Here is a 15,483-nt window from a genome sequence, read left to right as displayed (position 1 = left end):
ACTGGCCAGCGTTGCGGCCGCCGCACCGGCCCGTTCCATTCGCGACCACGGGACGCAGGCCCATGACCGGCGTTGTGCGGTACAATATCGCGCTTCCCCAACTATCCGGGCCCGCCGATGCTGCGCATCCAGGCTGAAGCACTGACGTACGACGACGTCTCCCTCGTCCCCGCCCATTCCACCGTCCTGCCCAAGGATGTCAGCCTGGAAACGCGCCTGACGCGCGACCTGCGGCTGAAGCTGCCGATCGTCTCGGCCGCCATGGATACCGTCACCGAGGCCCGTCTGGCCATCGCCATGGCCCAACTGGGTGGCATCGGCATCCTGCACAAGAACCTCACCGTCGAACAGCAGGCCGCGGAAGTGGCCAAGGTCAAGAAGTTCGAGGCCGGCGTCATCAAGGAGCCCTTCACCGTCGGGCCCGAGACGACGATCGCCGAGGTGCTCAAGCTCACCCGCGCGCGCAACATCTCCGGCGTGCCGGTCGTCGACGGCGGCCAGCTGGTCGGCATCGTCACCAGCCGCGACATGCGCTTCGAGACCAAGCTCGACGATCCGGTCCGCCACATCATGACCAAGAAGGATCGCCTGGTCACCGTGCGCGAGGGCGCCAGCGACGGCGAGGTGCTGCAGCTGCTGCACAAGCACCGCATCGAGAAGGTGCTGGTGGTCAACGACGCGTTCGACCTGCGCGGCCTGATCACCGTCAAGGACATCCAGAAGAAGACCGACAATCCCAACGCCGCCAAGGACAGCGCCAGCCGCCTCGTCGTCGGTGCCGCGGTGGGCGTCGGCGGCGATACCGACCAGCGCGTCGAAGCCCTGGTCGCCGCGGGCGTGGACGTCATCATCGTCGACACCGCGCACGGCCATTCGCAGGGCGTGCTGGACCGCGTCAGCTGGGTCAAGAAGCGCTTCCCGTCGTTGCAGGTCATTGGCGGCAACATCGTTACCGGCGACGCCGCGCTGGCACTGATGGACGCCGGTGCCGACGCAGTGAAGGTCGGTGTGGGTCCGGGCTCCATCTGCACCACCCGCATGGTGGCCGGCGTGGGCGTGCCGCAGATCACCGCGATTGACATGGTCGCCGAGGCGCTGCAGGACCGCATCCCGCTGATCGCCGACGGCGGCATCCGCTACTCGGGCGACATCGGCAAGGCGATCGCCGCCGGTGCGTCGACGGTGATGATCGGTGGACTGTTCGCCGGCACCGAGGAAGCCCCGGGCGAAGTCGAACTGTTCCAGGGCCGCAGCTACAAGAGCTACCGCGGCATGGGCAGCCTGGGCGCAATGGAGAAGGGGTCCAAGGACCGCTACTTCCAGGACGCCAGCGACGCTGACAAGCTCGTGCCGGAAGGCATCGAAGGCCGCGTGCCGTACCGCGGCTCGGTCGGCGGCATCATCCACCAGCTGGTCGGCGGCCTCCGCGCCACGATGGGCTACGTGGGCTGCGCGACCATCGAGGACATGCGGAGCAAGCCGAAGTTCGTCGTCATCACCGGTGCCGGCCAGCGCGAGAGCCACGTGCACGACGTGCAGATCACCAAAGAGCCACCGAACTACCGGATGGGCTGATCGTTGCCAGGGAAGGGAGACGCCAGCGTTTCCCTTCTTCGTTTACAGCTGCAGGACACCATGACGAATATCCATACCGACAAGATCCTCATCCTTGACTTCGGCGCGCAGTACACGCAGCTGATCGCCCGCCGCATCCGCGAGATCGGCGTCTACTGCGAAATCTGGGCGTGGGACCACGACCCGGAAGAAATCGCGAAGTTCGGCGCCAAGGGCATCATCCTGTCGGGTGGTCCGGAGTCCACCACCCAGCACGGCGCGCCGGCCGCGCCGCAGCAGGTATTCGACAGCGGCCTGCCGATCCTGGGCATCTGCTACGGCATGCAGACGCTGGCGGCGCAGCTGGGCGGCGCGACGGAAGCCGCCGATGCGCGCGAGTTCGGCCATGCCGAAGTGCAGCTGGTCGCGCATGACGCGCTGCTCGGCGGACTGAGCGACCATCAGGGCGAGCCGCGCATCGACGTGTGGATGAGCCACGGCGACCACGTCGCCCAGGCGCCGCCGGGCTGGACGATCACCGCCACCACCGACCGCATTCCGGTCGCGGCGATGGCGCTGGAAGAGAAGCGGTGGTACGGCGTGCAGTTCCATCCGGAAGTGACCCACACCAAGCAGGGCCAGACGCTGCTGCGCCGTTTCGTGGCCGATATCTGCGGCTGCAAGACGTTGTGGACGGCAGCCAACATCATCGACGACCAGATCGCCCGCGTGCGCGAGCAGGTGGGGTCGGACGAGGTGATCCTGGGCCTGTCCGGTGGCGTCGATTCGTCGGTCGTCGCCGCGCTGCTGCACAAGGCCATCGGCGACCAGCTGACCTGCGTGTTCGTCGATACCGGCCTGCTGCGCTGGCAGGAAGGCGACCAGGTGATGGCGATGTTCGCCGAGCACATGGGCGTGAAGGTCGTGCGCGTCAATGCCGCCGACCGCTATTTCAAGGCGCTGGAAGGCGTCGCCGACCCGGAAGCCAAGCGCAAGATCATCGGCAACCTGTTCGTCGAGATATTCGAGGAAGAATCGAACAAGCTGAAGAACGCCAAGTGGTTGGCGCAGGGCACGATCTACCCGGACGTCATCGAGTCGGCCGGCAGCAAGACCGGCAAGGCACACGTCATCAAGAGCCACCACAACGTGGGCGGACTGCCCGAGCACATGAAGCTGGGCCTGGTGGAGCCGTTGCGCGAGCTGTTCAAGGACGAAGTGCGTCGCCTCGGCGTCGAACTCGGTCTGCCGCGCACGATGGTCTATCGCCATCCGTTCCCGGGTCCCGGCCTGGGCGTGCGCATCCTGGGTGAGGTGAAGCCCGAGTACGCCGAACTGCTGGCCAAGGCCGATGCGATCTTCATCGATGAGCTGCGCAAGGCCGACCTGTACGACAAGACCTCGCAGGCGTTCGCGGTATTCCTGCCGGTCAAGTCGGTGGGCGTGGTCGGCGACGCGCGCGCCTATGAGTGGGTCATCGCGTTGCGTGCGGTCGAGACGATCGACTTCATGACCGCGCACTGGGCGCACCTGCCGTACCAATTCCTTGGCACGGTCAGCAACCGCATCATCAATGAACTGCGCGGCGTCTCGCGCGTGGTCTACGACATCTCGGGCAAGCCGCCGGCCACCATCGAGTGGGAGTGATGGGCGAGTCCGCCGACGAGCACTGGATGCGCCACGCCTTCGGGCTGGCGGATCGCGCGGAGCGCGAGTTCGACGAGATTCCCGTGGGTGCCGTGCTGGTCGACGCGGAGGGACGCATCCTCGGAGAGGGCTGGAACCGCAACATCCTCGACCACGATCCCACCGCGCACGCCGAGATCGTGGCGATGCGCGAGGCGGGGAGGGAGCTGGGCAACCACCGGCTGGTCGGAAGTACCTTGTACGTGACGCTCGAGCCCTGCGCTATGTGCGCGATGGCGCTGGTGCATGCACGCGTGGCGCGTGTGGTGTACGGCGCGTCCGATCCGAAGACCGGCGCCTGCGGCAGCGTGTTCGACCTGATCGCGGATCCGCGGCACAACCATCGGGTGGAGATCACCGGCGGCGTGCTGGGCGACGAAGCCGGACGCCGCCTGACCAACTATTTCCGCGCCAAGCGCGGACGCCCGCTGGTCTAGGGCGTCGGGAACTTCCGCTTCACCTTGCGGTGGTCCATCTCTTCGTTGATCGCGGTGACCGCCAGCGTGGATTCGCGCGCCAGCAGCAGGCTGGCGGCGAGCATCGCCACCACGCCCAGCGCCGCCAGCCACGTCGGCAGCGATCCGAGCCGGTGGCCGGTGAACGTGTCCACCGCCACCGCCAGGCTGGTGCCGACGAAGCAGCTGATCGCGGCATAGAGCAGCTGGCCCGCGCGCAGGATGATCAGGCTGCGCAGGCGCTGCAGCGCGATACGCTTCTCCAGCAAGGCGCGGTCGGTCTCGTCTTCGACATCCGCCAGCTCACGCAGCAGCGTGCGGGCGCGATCGATGATGCGCGCGAGGCGGTTGTTGGCCGACAGCAGCAACGAGGCCGTGGCCGTGAGGAAGAATGCCGGCGCGAGCATCGCGGTGAGTACGGCGTGATCGGTGGAAGGGTTCATGGGCCGGTCGCCGGAGTGGTCTGCGTTATCATGACACGATGCGGTACGTCCGCATTCCCGGTGTGGAACGGCCGGACCTCCTTCCCGTGATGGATTGCTGCATGGCCTCGAACAACGCGAACACCGACCGCCTGATCTGGATCGACCTGGAAATGACCGGGCTCGACACCGACCGCGACTCCATCCTTGAGATCGCCACGGTGGTCACCGATTCGAAGTTGAACGTGCTGGCCGAAGGCCCCGAGTTCGCGATCGCCCACCCGGTGGCGGTACTGGAAGCGATGGACGACTGGAACCGCAACCAGCACGGCCGCTCCGGCCTGTGGAAGCGGGTGGTGGAAAGCCAGGTCTCGCTGGGCCAGGCCGAAGCGCAGACGGTGGCCTTCCTCAACGAATGGTTGCCGGCGGGCGCGTCCCCGATGTGCGGCAACTCGATCTGCCAGGATCGCCGCTTCCTGCACCGGCTGATGCCGCGGCTGGAGAAGTACTTCCACTACCGCAACCTCGACGTCAGCACGCTGAAAGAGCTCGCGCGCCGTTGGGCGCCACAGGTGCTGGAAGGGGTGCGCAAGCAGTCCAGCCATACCGCGCTGAGCGACGTGCGCGATTCCATCGACGAGTTGCGCCACTACCGCAAGCACATGGCGGCGCTGGCGGAGTGACATGCAGAGCCGAGCTTGCTCGGCTGCATGGGGACTTTCAGCGGAGCAAGCTCCACTCTACGGCGTGGTCTTCGCCACGTCGCCGTCATCGGCGACACCCTTGGTGATGATGTCGGTCAGCGGCGTGCCATCGCTGTTGTGGTGGTACACATGCAGGTCGCGCTGCGGGTACGGGATGTTCAGCCCGTTGCCGATGATCTCGGTACGCACGGCCTCTGTCAGGTCGCTCTTGGTCTCGCCGAAGTCCTTGGTCTTGGTCCACGCCAGCAGGATCAGGTCGACGCTGCTTTCGCTCAGCTTGGACACGATGACGCTGGGCGCCGGCTCCGGCAGCACACTGGGATGGTCCTGCGCGATCTTCAGCAGGATCTGCTTGGCGCGCTTAAGGTCGTCGTCGTAACCCACGCCGACCGGGATGTCGATGCGGCGATGCGGCTTGGCGGTGAAATTGATGATCGGCGCTGTGGTGATCAGGCTGTTCGGCAGCACGATCAGGCGGTTGTCGAGCGTGCGCATGCGCGTCTGGAAGATACGGACTTCCTCGATTACGCCTTCCAGTCCGGCGGCCTGCACGAAATCGCCGTCGCGGAACGGGCGCAGCACGATCAGCATGACGCCCGAGGCGATGTTCGACAGCGAATCCTTCAGCGCCAGGCCGACCGCAAGGCCGGCGGCGCCGAGCACGGCGAGCATCGAAGTCGGATTCACGCCCAGCGACGTGAGCGCCGTGATGATGACCAGCACCATCATCGCGGCGTAGCTGGCGCGGCGCAGGAAGCCGCCCAGCGTGGCATCCGCGTGCGTGCGGCCGAGGACGCGCTCCAGCCCTGCGCTCAATCGCTTGGCCAGCCACATGCCGACCAGGAAGATGATCACGGCGGCCAGCAGCTTCAGACCCCACGTTTCCAGCAACTGCAGCCAGTCAATGCCGCGGAGCTCGCGCATCAGCGCGGCGGGTTCGGTCGGGATCTCGGTGAGGGCGGGCGCGGTGGCGGTTGCAGCGGGTGTGGGCATGGGCACTCCTGAAAAGCAGCACGCCCCATCAGGGGCGTGCCGGGTCTACAGGAAGATGGTAACCGCCTTTGCGTGAAGGCGGTTGCGGTTGCGTCAGCCCGCCTTGGTCTTCGCCAGCCGCAGCCAGGTGTCTACCACGGTGTCGGGATTCAACGACACCGATTCGATACCTTCCGCCATCAGCCACTCAGCGAGGTCCGGATGGTCGCTGGGACCCTGGCCGCAGATGCCGACATACTTGCCCTTGCTGCGCGCGGCCTTGATGGCCATCGACAGCATCTTCTTCACCGCCGGATTCCGTTCGTCGAACAGGTTGGCGACGATGCTGGAGTCGCGATCCAGGCCCAGCGTCAACTGGGTCAGGTCGTTCGAGCCGATCGAGAAACCGTCGAAGATGTCCAGGAACTCCTCGGCCAGCAGGGCGTTCGACGGCACCTCGCACATCATGATGATCTTGAGCCCGTTCTCGCCCTGGCGCAGGCCGTGCTTGGACAGCACCTCGATCACCTTGCGCCCTTCTTCCAGCGTACGGACGAACGGGATCATCACCCACAGGTTGTCCAGGCCCATGTTGTCGCGCACGCGGCGGACTGCCTGGCATTCCAGCGCGAACGCCGGCTCGAACGACGGATCGACGTAGCGGCTGGCGCCACGGAAACCGATCATCGGGTTTTCTTCGTGCGGCTCGTAGCGCGTGCCGCCGATGAGGTTGGCGTACTCGTTGGACTTGAAGTCCGACAGGCGCACGATGACCGGATGCGGAGCGACCGACGCCGTAATGGTGGCGATGCCTTCCGCCAGCCGGTCCACGTAGAAGCTCACCGGATCGGCATAGCCGGCGGTCTTGGCGTCGATTTTCTTGCGGACGTCGAGATCCTGGCGGTCGTACTCCAGCAGCGCCAAAGGATGCACGCCGATGTGGCTGGCGATGATCATTTCCAGGCGCGCCAGGCCGATGCCGGCGTTGGGCAACTGGCCGAAATCGAACGCGCGCTCCGGGTTGGCCACGTTCATCATGATCTTCAGCGGCGCCGGCGGCATCGCGGCGAGGTCGGTCGTCGTGCGCTCGAAGGGCAGGGCACCGGCATAGATGAAGCCGGTATCGCCCTCGGCGCAGCTGACGGTAACCTCGACGCCATCCTCGATCAGGTCCAGCGCGTTGCCGGTGCCGACGACGGCCGGTACGCCCAGCTCGCGCGCGATGATGGCGGCGTGGCAGGTGCGGCCGCCGCGGTTGGTGACGATGGCGCTGGCACGCTTCATCACCGGCTCCCAGTCGGGATCGGTCATGTCGGCGACCAGCACGTCGCCCGGCTGTACGCGGCTCATATCGTCCAGCGAGCGCACCACGCGGGCGACGCCGCTGCCGATCTTCTGGCCGATGGCGCGGCCCTCGGCGATCACGTCACCGCGCTTCTCCAGTGCATAGCGTTCGATCTGCGTGGCCTTGGCGCGCGACTTCACCGTTTCCGGGCGCGCCTGCACGATGAACAGCTTGCCGGTCACGCCGTCCTTCGCCCACTCGATGTCCATCGGGCGGCCGTAGTGCTGCTCGATGACCAGCGCCTGCTTGGACAGCTCGTGCACGTCCTCGTCGGTGATCGAAAAGGTGTTGCGCAGGTTCGCCGGTGTGTCTTCGGTACGCACGCGCTCGCCGGGGACGTCCGAATACACCATCCGCAGCGCCTTGCTGCCCAGCGCACGGCGCAGGATCGCCGGCTTGCCCTGTTTGAGCGTGGGCTTGTAGACATAGAACTCGTCCGGGTTCACCGCGCCCTGCACGACCATCTCGCCCAGGCCGAAGCTGGAGGTGACGAACACCACGTCGCGGAAGCCGGACTCGGTATCCAGCGTGAACAGCACGCCCGACGCGCCGACACCCGAGCGCACCATCAGCTGCACGCCGGCGGACAGGAACACGTCTTCGTGCTTGAAGCCGTGGTGCACGCGGTAGGCGATGGCGCGGTCGTTGTAGAGGCTGGCGAAGACTTCCTTCACCTTGTGCACGACATCGTCGGCACCGGTGACGTTGAGGAAGGTTTCCTGCTGTCCGGCGAAGGAGGCGTCGGGCAGGTCCTCGGCGGTGGCCGAGGAGCGCACGGCCACGGCGACGTCGCCGCCACCGTTTTCGGAGGAGAGTTTTGTGTACGCCGTACGGATGTCGGCGTCCAGGTCGGGCTGCAGCGGTGCGTCGATGACCCAGCCGCGGATTTCCTTGCCGGCCGCCGTCAGCGCGGGCACGTCCTCGACATCCAGCGTGGCCAGCTTGTCGAAGATGCGCTTGGACAGGTCGTTGTGCGCGATGAAGGCCTTGAAGGCCTCCGCCGTGGTCGCATAGCCTCCCGGGACCGAGACGCCGAGGTTGGCCAGATGGCCGATCATTTCGCCCAGCGACGAATTCTTGCCACCGACGCGGGCCAGGTCGGCCAGGCGCAGCTCATGCAACCACAGGATGTTCTCGTTCAAGCGCAATGCTCCGAAGCAGGCCGCGCCATGCCGATGACCATCGGCGTGGGGTGCCGTGTCCATGGGGAAAGAGGCGATATGATGCAGTGCATACCAATTGCAGACAAGCTTGATCTGACGGGGGTTTCCATGGTGAAGCAGGGAAGGGAAGGGCATGTCTGAGTTGCGCCCCGTGTTCTACGTCTCCGATGGCACCGGTATCACCGCCGAGACCATCGGCCACAGCCTGTTGACCCAGTTCGCCGGGATGCGGTTCCAGACCGACCGGCTGTCCTTCGTCGACGACGAAGAGAAGGCACGGGACGCGGCGGATCGCATCCGCCGGACCGGGGAGCGGATGGGTGCGCGCCCCATCGTGGTCAGCTCCTGCGTCGATCCGGGCCTGAGCGCGCTCATCGCCGAGAGCGGTGCGCTGATGCTGGATGTATTTGCGCCGTTCATCGAGCCGCTGGAGCGCGAACTGGGCGAGCAGCGGCAGTCGCGCGTCGGCCAGGCCCACGGTCTGGTCGATTTCGAGACCTACCACCGCCGCATCAACGCGATGAACTTCGCCCTGACCCACGACGACGGCATGGCGGTGAACTACGACGAGGCCGACGTGATCCTGGTGGCGGTGTCCCGCGCAGGCAAGACGCCGACCTGCGTCTATCTGGCGCTGCATTACGGCATCCGCGCGGCCAACTATCCGTTGACCGACGGCGATCTGGAAACCGACCGCCTGCCGGCCCGCCTGCGTCCGTACCGGCGCAAGCTGTTCGCGCTGACCATCGACCCCGATCGCCTGCACCAGATCCGGCAGGAGCGCCGGCCGAACTCCGGCTACGCGAAGATGGAAACCTGCAAGCGCGAGGTCGCGGCCGCCGAAGCGATGTTCCAGGTGGAACGCCTGCCCACGCTCAGCACGACCAACAAGTCGATCGAGGAAATTTCCAGCAAGGTGCTGTCCACGCTGGGTCTGCAGCGGGAAATGTATTGAGGCGAAGGGGATGGCGACCGGCGGGAAACGCACGCCTCGAACCCTTAACTTAGGCCGCACGCGACGGCGCGTCAATGCTGCCGCGATGGCGATCCGGCGTGTAGGATCGACCCATGTCTCAGGCCCTCGCACGAACCTCGCGCATTCCCCGGCTGGGCCGTTTCGGCTGGCTGATGGCGCTGTATGCGGAGAACCATGCTCGCCTCGTGCGTCTGTTCGCGCCTGAGCACCTGCAGGTGGGGACGTACGTGTCGAGCATCGGCGATGGGTTGGACGTGCGACTCGAGGTCATCGAGACGCATCGCTACACCGTGGAGCTGCGGTTGACCTACGGCATCTGTGATCCACTGACCGGTGAACCGGATCCCTCCGCGTTCGTCCGCCTGTATCGTGACGCGCACCAGGCCGAAGCGACGCACTGCTATGTCGGCAAGCGCTGGCAGGACGTGATCGGTCTGTATCCGCCGCCCGCGGAAGTCATCAGCCATCGCATGCGGATGAATACCTTCCTTGGCAAGTGGCTCGAGTACCTCGGTGAGCAGGGGCACGGCGTCGCCACCCTGCATCCGGTGGGGATCGCACGCGACGTGGCCTGACGCGCGCAGCGCGGTCGGTCAGGCCACGCGGGTAAAACGGATGGCGTTGAGCCGGCGCAGGCCGTGGCTGGCGTCGCGCGACATGTTCATCACGTCGACGGCGCCCGATGATTCCAGTTCGAGCAGCCGTTGCGCGACCGCGTCGAACGCAGCCTCGTCCAATCCAAGTGAGCCCGCCGTCCAGCGCGTATCGCGATGGAGGGGCAATTGCGCGACCAGTTCGTCGGCGAGGGTATCGTGCGTCATTGCGGCAACTCCGCGAAGGTCGGAATGCACTTCGACTGCGACAGCGACTGCAACGCTCGGCCGCGAGGTGGCGAGCGGGCGTTGCAGCAGCTTCTACGCTGGCACCGGTGAGGTTCTTGTAAAAATGAGCGCAAGCGCGCTCAGTCGCCAAACACCGGACAAAAAAGTGCCGGTGTCAATTCTTTCGCGCAAATCAAGAAGGACTTGAAACCGTATATGGGACAGTAGGTTAGCTCCTTTCGGGGCCGCTTAGAAGAAGAGCGGCGTTGTCGGCTAGGAGCGACATAGGAGCGTTGGGAGAGAAAGCCGCATCGCACTGTGTAGTGCTGGATTGCCGAGGAACGGCGGGCCTGTCGCATCATCATAGCCCAACAGGCTCGGCGGCATCCAGAATGAAGAACGCGCAGCCTGGGCTGCGCGTTCGATGGATGCCGTTGAATAGCATGCGGTGCAATCATGGCGGCTTCGGTGGTGTGCTGCGGGTCGCCGTGCCCTTCCTGAATCCTCGATCCCCCGCCATGAACGCTTCCAGCATATGCGGGATCAGCGTCGCCGCATCAACGGCCTCGCCATACGCCTGCGCGTGTAGCGCGGCGTAGCGGTCGAGGTCGACTTTCAAGCTGGTCGGGCAAACGAAAGTCAGCTTGGTGCTCTCGGTCTTCGGCAGCGGGCCGAGCCGCAGCTTCTTGGTCGTGCTCATCGTGAAGTCCCCCGGTTGAAGAACAGCGGCTGGTACGGCCGCAGCACCAGATCCCGGTTGACGATGATGCGAACCGGCAGGCCCGGCCGTTGCGTTAAGGTCGGCTGGATGTTGAGGTTGCGCCGGGTCATCTCCTGGCCGACCTGATTGATGCTGTCCTGCGCGCTGTCGCGCCCAGCGATGATGACGCGATCACCATCCTGCCGGTTCTCCGGCGCGGCCAGCTCGGCACCGACGCCCAGCAGCGTGGTGAGTGCCGCACCGGCAAAGATGCGGCCCCAGTGGTAGTCCACATCGTCCTCCAGCCCGGCATAGCCGGCTGGGTCGGTGCCGGCCAGGTTGTCGAGCGTGAGCGAAGACGTGTCCGGCAGGATGATCCGGTTCCAGACGACTTGAACGCGGCTCTGCCCGTAGCTGACCTGGCTGTTGTATTTGCCCAGGATGCGCGAACCCTGCGGAATCAGCAGGAAGCGCCCGGTGGCTGTGTCATAGACCGGCTCCGTCACCGTGGCGATCACGTCGCCGGGCAAGTCCGACTTGATGCCCGTCACCAAGGCACCTGCGACCACTGTTCCGGCCATAACCTGATACGGCGAAATTGGCAGAGTCAGATTGCCGGAATTACGGGTTTCAGTGGGGCCAGCTTTCATGAAAGCCTCTTTCTGGTCTTGCCGGTTTTGCACCGCTGTCGGGTCAGCAGGTTGGGCCGCCGTGGAGGCCGGCCCGGCCGCCAGCGGGTCAAACGCCGCATTGGCGGCGAAGCCCGGCGCAGCGGCCACCTGTGTCTGCGCTACCGGCGCCGCATTCTGCCCACCCGAGCGGAAGAACACGGACGAGGCCGCGGCCGCCTCGGCTTCTTTTCGCAGGGCATCGTTCGGGTCGTGACCGGGGGCCGCGTAGGCAGCCGTCGCCGGTTGCTGCGACTTCACGATAGCCGGGCCAAGATCGCCCGGCAGCGGTGGCCCTAGTTCGGGAACGGCAGGCAGCAACGCCGGCGGCAGCTTGGAATAGTCCGTCGGCAGCGCATCCAGTCCTTCCGACTTTGACACGCGATCGACGTTGTAAAGCTCGGTCTGCTCGCCTGTGCTGCGTCGATGAGGTTGCAGCGACCACATCAGCGCGCCGAGCACGGCGACCGCTAGGACGCCGGCAAGGATGGCCAGCGAGCGCCGGTTCAGGCGTGTGACTGGACGCGGCTGGGCGCGCAGCGCCACTGCCTCCGGCGCCACCTTGTCCGCCTGCGGCGCGGCAAGGTCGGGAGTGTCATCCTGGCTCATGGTCAGTTCCTCCGTGCAACACCATCGGTGCGCTCGATCCGCACCACGTCGCCGCCATCGCCGCCCAGCCGCAGTTCGGCCGCGCCGAACAGGCGATCCACGACGTAGTACGGCGAGCGAAAACGGTAGTTCACCAGTTGCCCGTCGCCCTGCGCGCCGATGACAAACAGCGGCGGCAGCTCGCCCTGGGCGATGCCCGGCGGGAACTGGATATAGACCTTCTCTCCATCATCGAAGGCGCGCAGAGGCTTCCACGGCGGGTTGCTGCCCGATACCGCGTAGCGGAAGCGGATCTTGTCCAGCGACAGGCCCGTATCGACAGGCGTTGTTGCCTGCGCTGCCTGCGCCTGGCGCTGCAACGCGAGCATTCGGTCTTTCGGATAGTCCCAGGACACCGACGCCATCCATGCCCTCTCGGTCGAGGTCAGCTCCAGCAGGTAGGTGCGCCGACTGGTGGTGATGACGAGATTGGTTTTCAGACCGGAGCGGATAGGCTTGACCAGCACATTGACGCGCAGATCGGCCCCGCCGCCGCTGGACGTGTCGCCCACGATCCAGCGCACGGTATCGCCGGCGGCGACCGTTACCAGTTCCTCGCCCGGTTGAAGCGAAACCACCGTCACGCGCCCCGGCGACGCATAGACCTGATAAAGCGCGCCATCGGTGAACGGCCACACCTGAATCGCGTTGACGTAGCCCTCACGGGTAGGCGCGATACGCGCTTCTGCATTGGCACGGGAAACGCGCACCTTTTCGTCGGCCGGCTCCGGCGCAACGGGGGCCTCATCGAGTTCCGGCAGGGGCTTCAACTGCGCCGGCAGCGCCAGCGGTTCAGGGACGGCGACGACTTCGACGGGCTTGGGCGGTTCGGGCAACGGCTGGGCCAGCACCGTCTCGTCGAGCGAGATGGATGGCGGCGGCTTCCCCTGCGAGGCGCAGCCCGCGAGGGCCAGCAGCGTCAAAGGAACAACGTAAAGGCGGAAACGAAGTTTCATGGTTTGGCTCCTTCGGAAGAATCCAGTTCGCGGCTCCATGACAGGCCGTTGACGTAGATACCCAATGGGTTCTTGAGCAGGCGCTGTTCAGTACGCGGGGTTTGCAGGACGGTCGAAAGCACGGCGTTCCAGCGTTCGGTGCCGGCGGGCGCACCGTTGACATAGCGCTGCTCTGTCCAGCGCACGTTGAAAGACGTGTCGCTCGCGCGAACCACGCTGGTGATTTGCACCGTTACCGATTCCTTGCCGATGCGGGCGAATGGGTCATTGGTGCGGGCGTAGTCGTTGAGCACCGCCGCGCCCTTGTCGGTGGTGTAGTCGTAGGCATCGAGCCAGTTCTGCCGCACCACGATGGGGTCGATGGACAGCGAGCGAACCAGCGTCACGAAGCGCGCCAGGTGGTGCGCGATCTGCGCGTCGCCGGGCCGGTACGGCGTGGCGGCCTCTCCCACGGCGCGCACCTGCCCGGCTTGATCGACCTCGATGACATAGGGCGTCACGATGGACTGCGCCGAGCGCCACACCAGGCCGCCGGCCATCAACAGCGCGAGCACTAGGCAGCCGAAGGCCATCAGGCGCCAATTCTTCGCCTGCACGCGGGCGGAGCCGATACGGTCGTCCCACACCTGGGCGGCGGCTTGATACGGGGTGGCAGGCTGCGGCGTATCGGCGTAGCGCACCTGCGGTCGTTTGAATCGCATGGGTGTTCTCCTTGAAGGTTAGGTATCGGAATCCCGCAGGCTCGGGCCTTGCCCGGAGCCGCCGCCGTCGCCGCCGCGCAGCGTGTGGGCGGCAGTGGTCGCGGCATGGGTAGCCTGCTGGCGGCGGTGCATCCGCTTGGCCCAGGCCGGTTGCTGTTGCTTCTGCGAGCCTGCGGTGCCGTCTGCGGTCTGGCCGGGGCCAGCACCGTCGCTGCCGGCTTCTGTGCCGTTCCAGCCAGCGCGGAAGGAGTCGGCCACCTTCTGCCCAACAGCGGAAGCACCAGAGGTGACGCTGCGGCCTGCGGCTTGTGCGCCAGTCTTGGCGACATTGCCGAGGCCAGCCGCCGCGCCCTTGGCACCGCCGCCGGCCGCAGCGGAACCGGCCTGGAACGCCGATCGGGCACTGCCGGCCGCCGAAGTCGCGGCACGCGCACCGGCACCGGCCAGCTTTGCGGCCGCCGGGGCCATTCGTGCCCCGGCCATGACGGCGCCGCCCACGCCCGTTACGGCGGCGCCGATGGCAACGCCGGTGCCGACAGCCCCGACCGCAGCACCAGCCATCGCGCCCGCACCAAGCTGTGGCGCACCGGACACCAGGCCGGTGGCGATACCGGGGCCGAAAATGCCCAGCGCCAGCAGCGCGAGCGAGGCCAGCATCACGACCAGCGCGTGGTCGATGGATGGTTCGTCGGGATGCACCTGGAACTCGGCGAACAGGCCTGAACCGATGCCGACGATGACGGCCAGCACCAAGACCTTGATGCCTGACGACACCACGTTGCCTAGCACCTTTTCCGCGAGGAACGAGGTCTTGTTCCAGAGTGCAAACGGGATCAAGACGAAGCCGGCGAGCGTAGTCAGTTTGAACTCGATCAGCGTGATGAAAAGCTGTACGGCCAGCACGAAGAAGCAGAGGATCACCACCAGCCAGGCGATGAACAGAACCACGATAGGGTCGATGTTCACGAACACCTCGGGGAACCCAGCCATGTCCCCGATCTGTTCCAGAATCGGCGCGGCTGCGTCGATGCCGGTCTTCGCCAGCCGGCCCGGCTGAAGGAAGTTCTCCATCGTGATGGCCGAGCCGGTAGCGGTAATTCCCAAGCCGGCGAACGAGCGGAACACGATGCTCGCCAGCCAGTTGAAGTTGCCGATGATGTAGGCGAACGCGCCGACACAGAGCACCTTGCGCAGCAGCTTGGCGATCACGTCGTCGCCCTGGCCGGTGGCGTGGCTCATGGCCCAATACAGGCCAGCGATCGTCATGTCGATGACGATGAGCGTGGCGGTGAGAAATGCCACTTCGCCCTGCAATAAGCCGAAGCCCGAGTCGATGTAGCGCGAGAACGTATCGAGGAAACGGTCGATGATGGTCACGTCGTTCATGGCGAATCCTCGGGCGGAGTGAGCGGAACGGCGCCCTCTGGCAATTCATCTGCGGGCGTATCGAAGCTCGGCGGAATCGGCGGGAGTTCAGCCAGCGAGTTGTATTCATCCGGCCCGGTATGGCCGGCGAAGAAGCGCCGCCGGAAGGCTTCAGCGGCGGCGCGGCAGGCATCCTCGCCCACGGCCTGCCGGTCGGCCGCGCATTGCCCGCGCAACGCCTTGAGCCGCACCGGATCTGCGGCCAGGGCGTCGGCCAGGTTCTCGGCCGGCTGCTGGCCGCACGCGGTCAGCAGCACGGCCATCAGGACGGAAGCGCATCGCATGGC

The 15,483-nt window shown here is 66.0% G+C and carries 16 protein-coding genes; 6 read left to right on the top strand and 10 right to left on the bottom strand.

Annotation, left to right across the window (positions count from 1 at the left end; all coding sequences use genetic code 11):
- Positions 1-117: 117 nt before the first annotated feature.
- From guaB to tadA, 3 genes are read left to right on the top strand one after another with little or no spacing between them, the layout of a single operon-like run.
- Positions 118-1,575 carry an IMP dehydrogenase gene (guaB, locus tag ACSQ1W_RS08995; protein WP_192268005.1) on the top strand — a complete coding sequence of 486 codons (1,458 nt, stop codon included), beginning with the start codon at positions 118-120 and terminating at the stop codon, positions 1,573-1,575.
- A 60-nt stretch (positions 1,576-1,635) separates the two neighbouring features.
- Positions 1,636-3,201, top strand: a complete 1,566-nt coding sequence (gene guaA / locus ACSQ1W_RS08990) for a glutamine-hydrolyzing GMP synthase (protein WP_436042954.1) — start codon at positions 1,636-1,638, stop codon at positions 3,199-3,201.
- A complete protein-coding gene (tadA, locus tag ACSQ1W_RS08985; RefSeq protein WP_436042952.1) occupies positions 3,201-3,677 on the top strand; it encodes a tRNA adenosine(34) deaminase TadA in 477 nt (158 codons plus the stop codon). The genes guaA and tadA overlap by 1 nt, the downstream gene beginning before the upstream one ends.
- Here tadA and ACSQ1W_RS08980 read toward each other — a convergent pair.
- Positions 3,674-4,138, bottom strand: coding sequence for a DUF2721 domain-containing protein (locus ACSQ1W_RS08980; RefSeq protein WP_436042950.1), 465 nt, complete (start codon positions 4,136-4,138; stop codon positions 3,674-3,676). The genes tadA and ACSQ1W_RS08980 overlap by 4 nt on opposite strands.
- Positions 4,139-4,239: 101 nt before the next feature.
- Here ACSQ1W_RS08980 and orn point away from each other — a divergent pair, with 101 nt between their 5' ends.
- Positions 4,240-4,800, top strand: coding sequence for an oligoribonuclease (gene orn / locus ACSQ1W_RS08975; RefSeq protein WP_436042949.1), 561 nt, complete (start codon positions 4,240-4,242; stop codon positions 4,798-4,800).
- 57 nt (positions 4,801-4,857) lie between these two features.
- On the opposite strand, the gene ACSQ1W_RS08970 is transcribed toward orn, so the two are convergent.
- Positions 4,858-5,814: a mechanosensitive ion channel family protein gene (locus tag ACSQ1W_RS08970; RefSeq protein ID WP_436042947.1), complete on the bottom strand. Its 957-nt coding sequence runs from the start codon at positions 5,812-5,814 to the stop codon at positions 4,858-4,860.
- Between the two features lie 93 nt (positions 5,815-5,907).
- Positions 5,908-8,280, bottom strand: coding sequence for a phosphoenolpyruvate synthase (gene ppsA, locus ACSQ1W_RS08965; RefSeq protein WP_436042945.1), 2,373 nt, complete (start codon positions 8,278-8,280; stop codon positions 5,908-5,910).
- A 154-nt stretch (positions 8,281-8,434) separates the two neighbouring features.
- Between ppsA and ppsR the strand changes: the two genes are divergently transcribed.
- Complete coding sequence (ppsR, locus tag ACSQ1W_RS08960) at positions 8,435-9,256, top strand: posphoenolpyruvate synthetase regulatory kinase/phosphorylase PpsR (RefSeq protein WP_192268023.1); 822 nt, start codon at positions 8,435-8,437, stop codon at positions 9,254-9,256.
- A gap of 113 nt (positions 9,257-9,369) precedes the next feature.
- The gene (locus tag ACSQ1W_RS08955; RefSeq protein WP_436042943.1) at positions 9,370-9,852 is read left to right on the top strand and encodes a DUF1249 domain-containing protein; all 483 of its coding nucleotides are present in this window, start codon (positions 9,370-9,372) and stop codon (positions 9,850-9,852) included.
- Positions 9,853-9,870: 18 nt separating this feature from the next.
- Here the strand turns inward: ACSQ1W_RS08955 and ACSQ1W_RS08950 are convergent, their stop codons facing one another.
- The 7 genes from ACSQ1W_RS08950 to ACSQ1W_RS08920 form a co-directional block, all read right to left on the bottom strand.
- Positions 9,871-10,098 (bottom strand): hypothetical protein, encoded by a 228-nt coding sequence (locus tag ACSQ1W_RS08950; RefSeq protein WP_436042941.1) that lies wholly within the window; start codon positions 10,096-10,098, stop codon positions 9,871-9,873.
- Between the two features lie 454 nt (positions 10,099-10,552).
- Positions 10,553-10,798, bottom strand: a complete 246-nt coding sequence (locus ACSQ1W_RS08945; RefSeq protein WP_000108283.1) for a DUF2274 domain-containing protein — start codon at positions 10,796-10,798, stop codon at positions 10,553-10,555.
- Positions 10,795-12,075, bottom strand: coding sequence for a TrbI/VirB10 family protein (locus ACSQ1W_RS08940; RefSeq protein WP_003092274.1), 1,281 nt, complete (start codon positions 12,073-12,075; stop codon positions 10,795-10,797). Before ACSQ1W_RS08940 ends, ACSQ1W_RS08945 begins: the two co-directional genes overlap by 4 nt.
- A gap of 2 nt (positions 12,076-12,077) precedes the next feature.
- Positions 12,078-13,070: a P-type conjugative transfer protein TrbG gene (gene trbG, locus ACSQ1W_RS08935; protein ID WP_000776560.1), complete on the bottom strand. Its 993-nt coding sequence runs from the start codon at positions 13,068-13,070 to the stop codon at positions 12,078-12,080.
- On the bottom strand, positions 13,067-13,771 hold the full coding sequence (gene trbF / locus ACSQ1W_RS08930) for a conjugal transfer protein TrbF (RefSeq protein WP_001211312.1): 705 nt from the start codon (positions 13,769-13,771) through the stop codon (positions 13,067-13,069). The genes trbG and trbF overlap by 4 nt, the downstream gene beginning before the upstream one ends.
- 18 nt (positions 13,772-13,789) lie before the next feature.
- Entirely contained in the window at positions 13,790-15,157 is a 1,368-nt protein-coding gene (gene trbL, locus ACSQ1W_RS08925) for a P-type conjugative transfer protein TrbL (RefSeq protein ID WP_023093366.1), read from the bottom strand.
- Positions 15,154-15,480, bottom strand: coding sequence for a hypothetical protein (locus ACSQ1W_RS08920; protein WP_014603538.1), 327 nt, complete (start codon positions 15,478-15,480; stop codon positions 15,154-15,156). Before ACSQ1W_RS08920 ends, trbL begins: the two co-directional genes overlap by 4 nt.
- Between the last annotated feature and the right edge of the window lie 3 nt (positions 15,481-15,483).

The sequence above is a fragment of the Pseudoxanthomonas sp. LjRoot143 genome (assembly GCF_964252945.1).
In the GTDB taxonomy this organism is placed as follows: Bacteria; Pseudomonadota; Gammaproteobacteria; order Xanthomonadales; family Xanthomonadaceae; genus Pseudoxanthomonas_A.
This window is presented reverse-complemented; position numbering and strand designations above follow the sequence as displayed.

Excerpts from the sequence above, each read along its gene's own strand:
- guaB (WP_192268005.1), top strand. The coding sequence starts at position 118 with ATGCTGCGCATCCAGGCTGAAGCACTGACGTACGACGACGTCTCCCTC.
- guaA (WP_436042954.1), top strand. The coding sequence starts at position 1,636 with ATGACGAATATCCATACCGACAAGATCCTCATCCTTGACTTCGGCGCG.
- tadA (WP_436042952.1), top strand. The coding sequence starts at position 3,201 with ATGGGCGAGTCCGCCGACGAGCACTGGATGCGCCACGCCTTCGGGCTG.
- ACSQ1W_RS08980 (WP_436042950.1), bottom strand. The coding sequence starts at position 4,138 with ATGAACCCTTCCACCGATCACGCCGTACTCACCGCGATGCTCGCGCCG.
- orn (WP_436042949.1), top strand. The coding sequence starts at position 4,240 with ATGGCCTCGAACAACGCGAACACCGACCGCCTGATCTGGATCGACCTG.
- ACSQ1W_RS08970 (WP_436042947.1), bottom strand. The coding sequence starts at position 5,814 with ATGCCCACACCCGCTGCAACCGCCACCGCGCCCGCCCTCACCGAGATC.
- ppsR (WP_192268023.1), top strand. The coding sequence starts at position 8,435 with ATGTCTGAGTTGCGCCCCGTGTTCTACGTCTCCGATGGCACCGGTATC.
- ACSQ1W_RS08955 (WP_436042943.1), top strand. The coding sequence starts at position 9,370 with ATGTCTCAGGCCCTCGCACGAACCTCGCGCATTCCCCGGCTGGGCCGT.
- ACSQ1W_RS08950 (WP_436042941.1), bottom strand. The coding sequence starts at position 10,098 with ATGACGCACGATACCCTCGCCGACGAACTGGTCGCGCAATTGCCCCTC.
- ACSQ1W_RS08945 (WP_000108283.1), bottom strand. The coding sequence starts at position 10,798 with ATGAGCACGACCAAGAAGCTGCGGCTCGGCCCGCTGCCGAAGACCGAG.
- ACSQ1W_RS08940 (WP_003092274.1), bottom strand. The coding sequence starts at position 12,075 with ATGAGCCAGGATGACACTCCCGACCTTGCCGCGCCGCAGGCGGACAAG.
- trbG (WP_000776560.1), bottom strand. The coding sequence starts at position 13,070 with ATGAAACTTCGTTTCCGCCTTTACGTTGTTCCTTTGACGCTGCTGGCC.
- trbF (WP_001211312.1), bottom strand. The coding sequence starts at position 13,771 with ATGCGATTCAAACGACCGCAGGTGCGCTACGCCGATACGCCGCAGCCT.
- trbL (WP_023093366.1), bottom strand. The coding sequence starts at position 15,157 with ATGAACGACGTGACCATCATCGACCGTTTCCTCGATACGTTCTCGCGC.
- ACSQ1W_RS08920 (WP_014603538.1), bottom strand. The coding sequence starts at position 15,480 with ATGCGATGCGCTTCCGTCCTGATGGCCGTGCTGCTGACCGCGTGCGGC.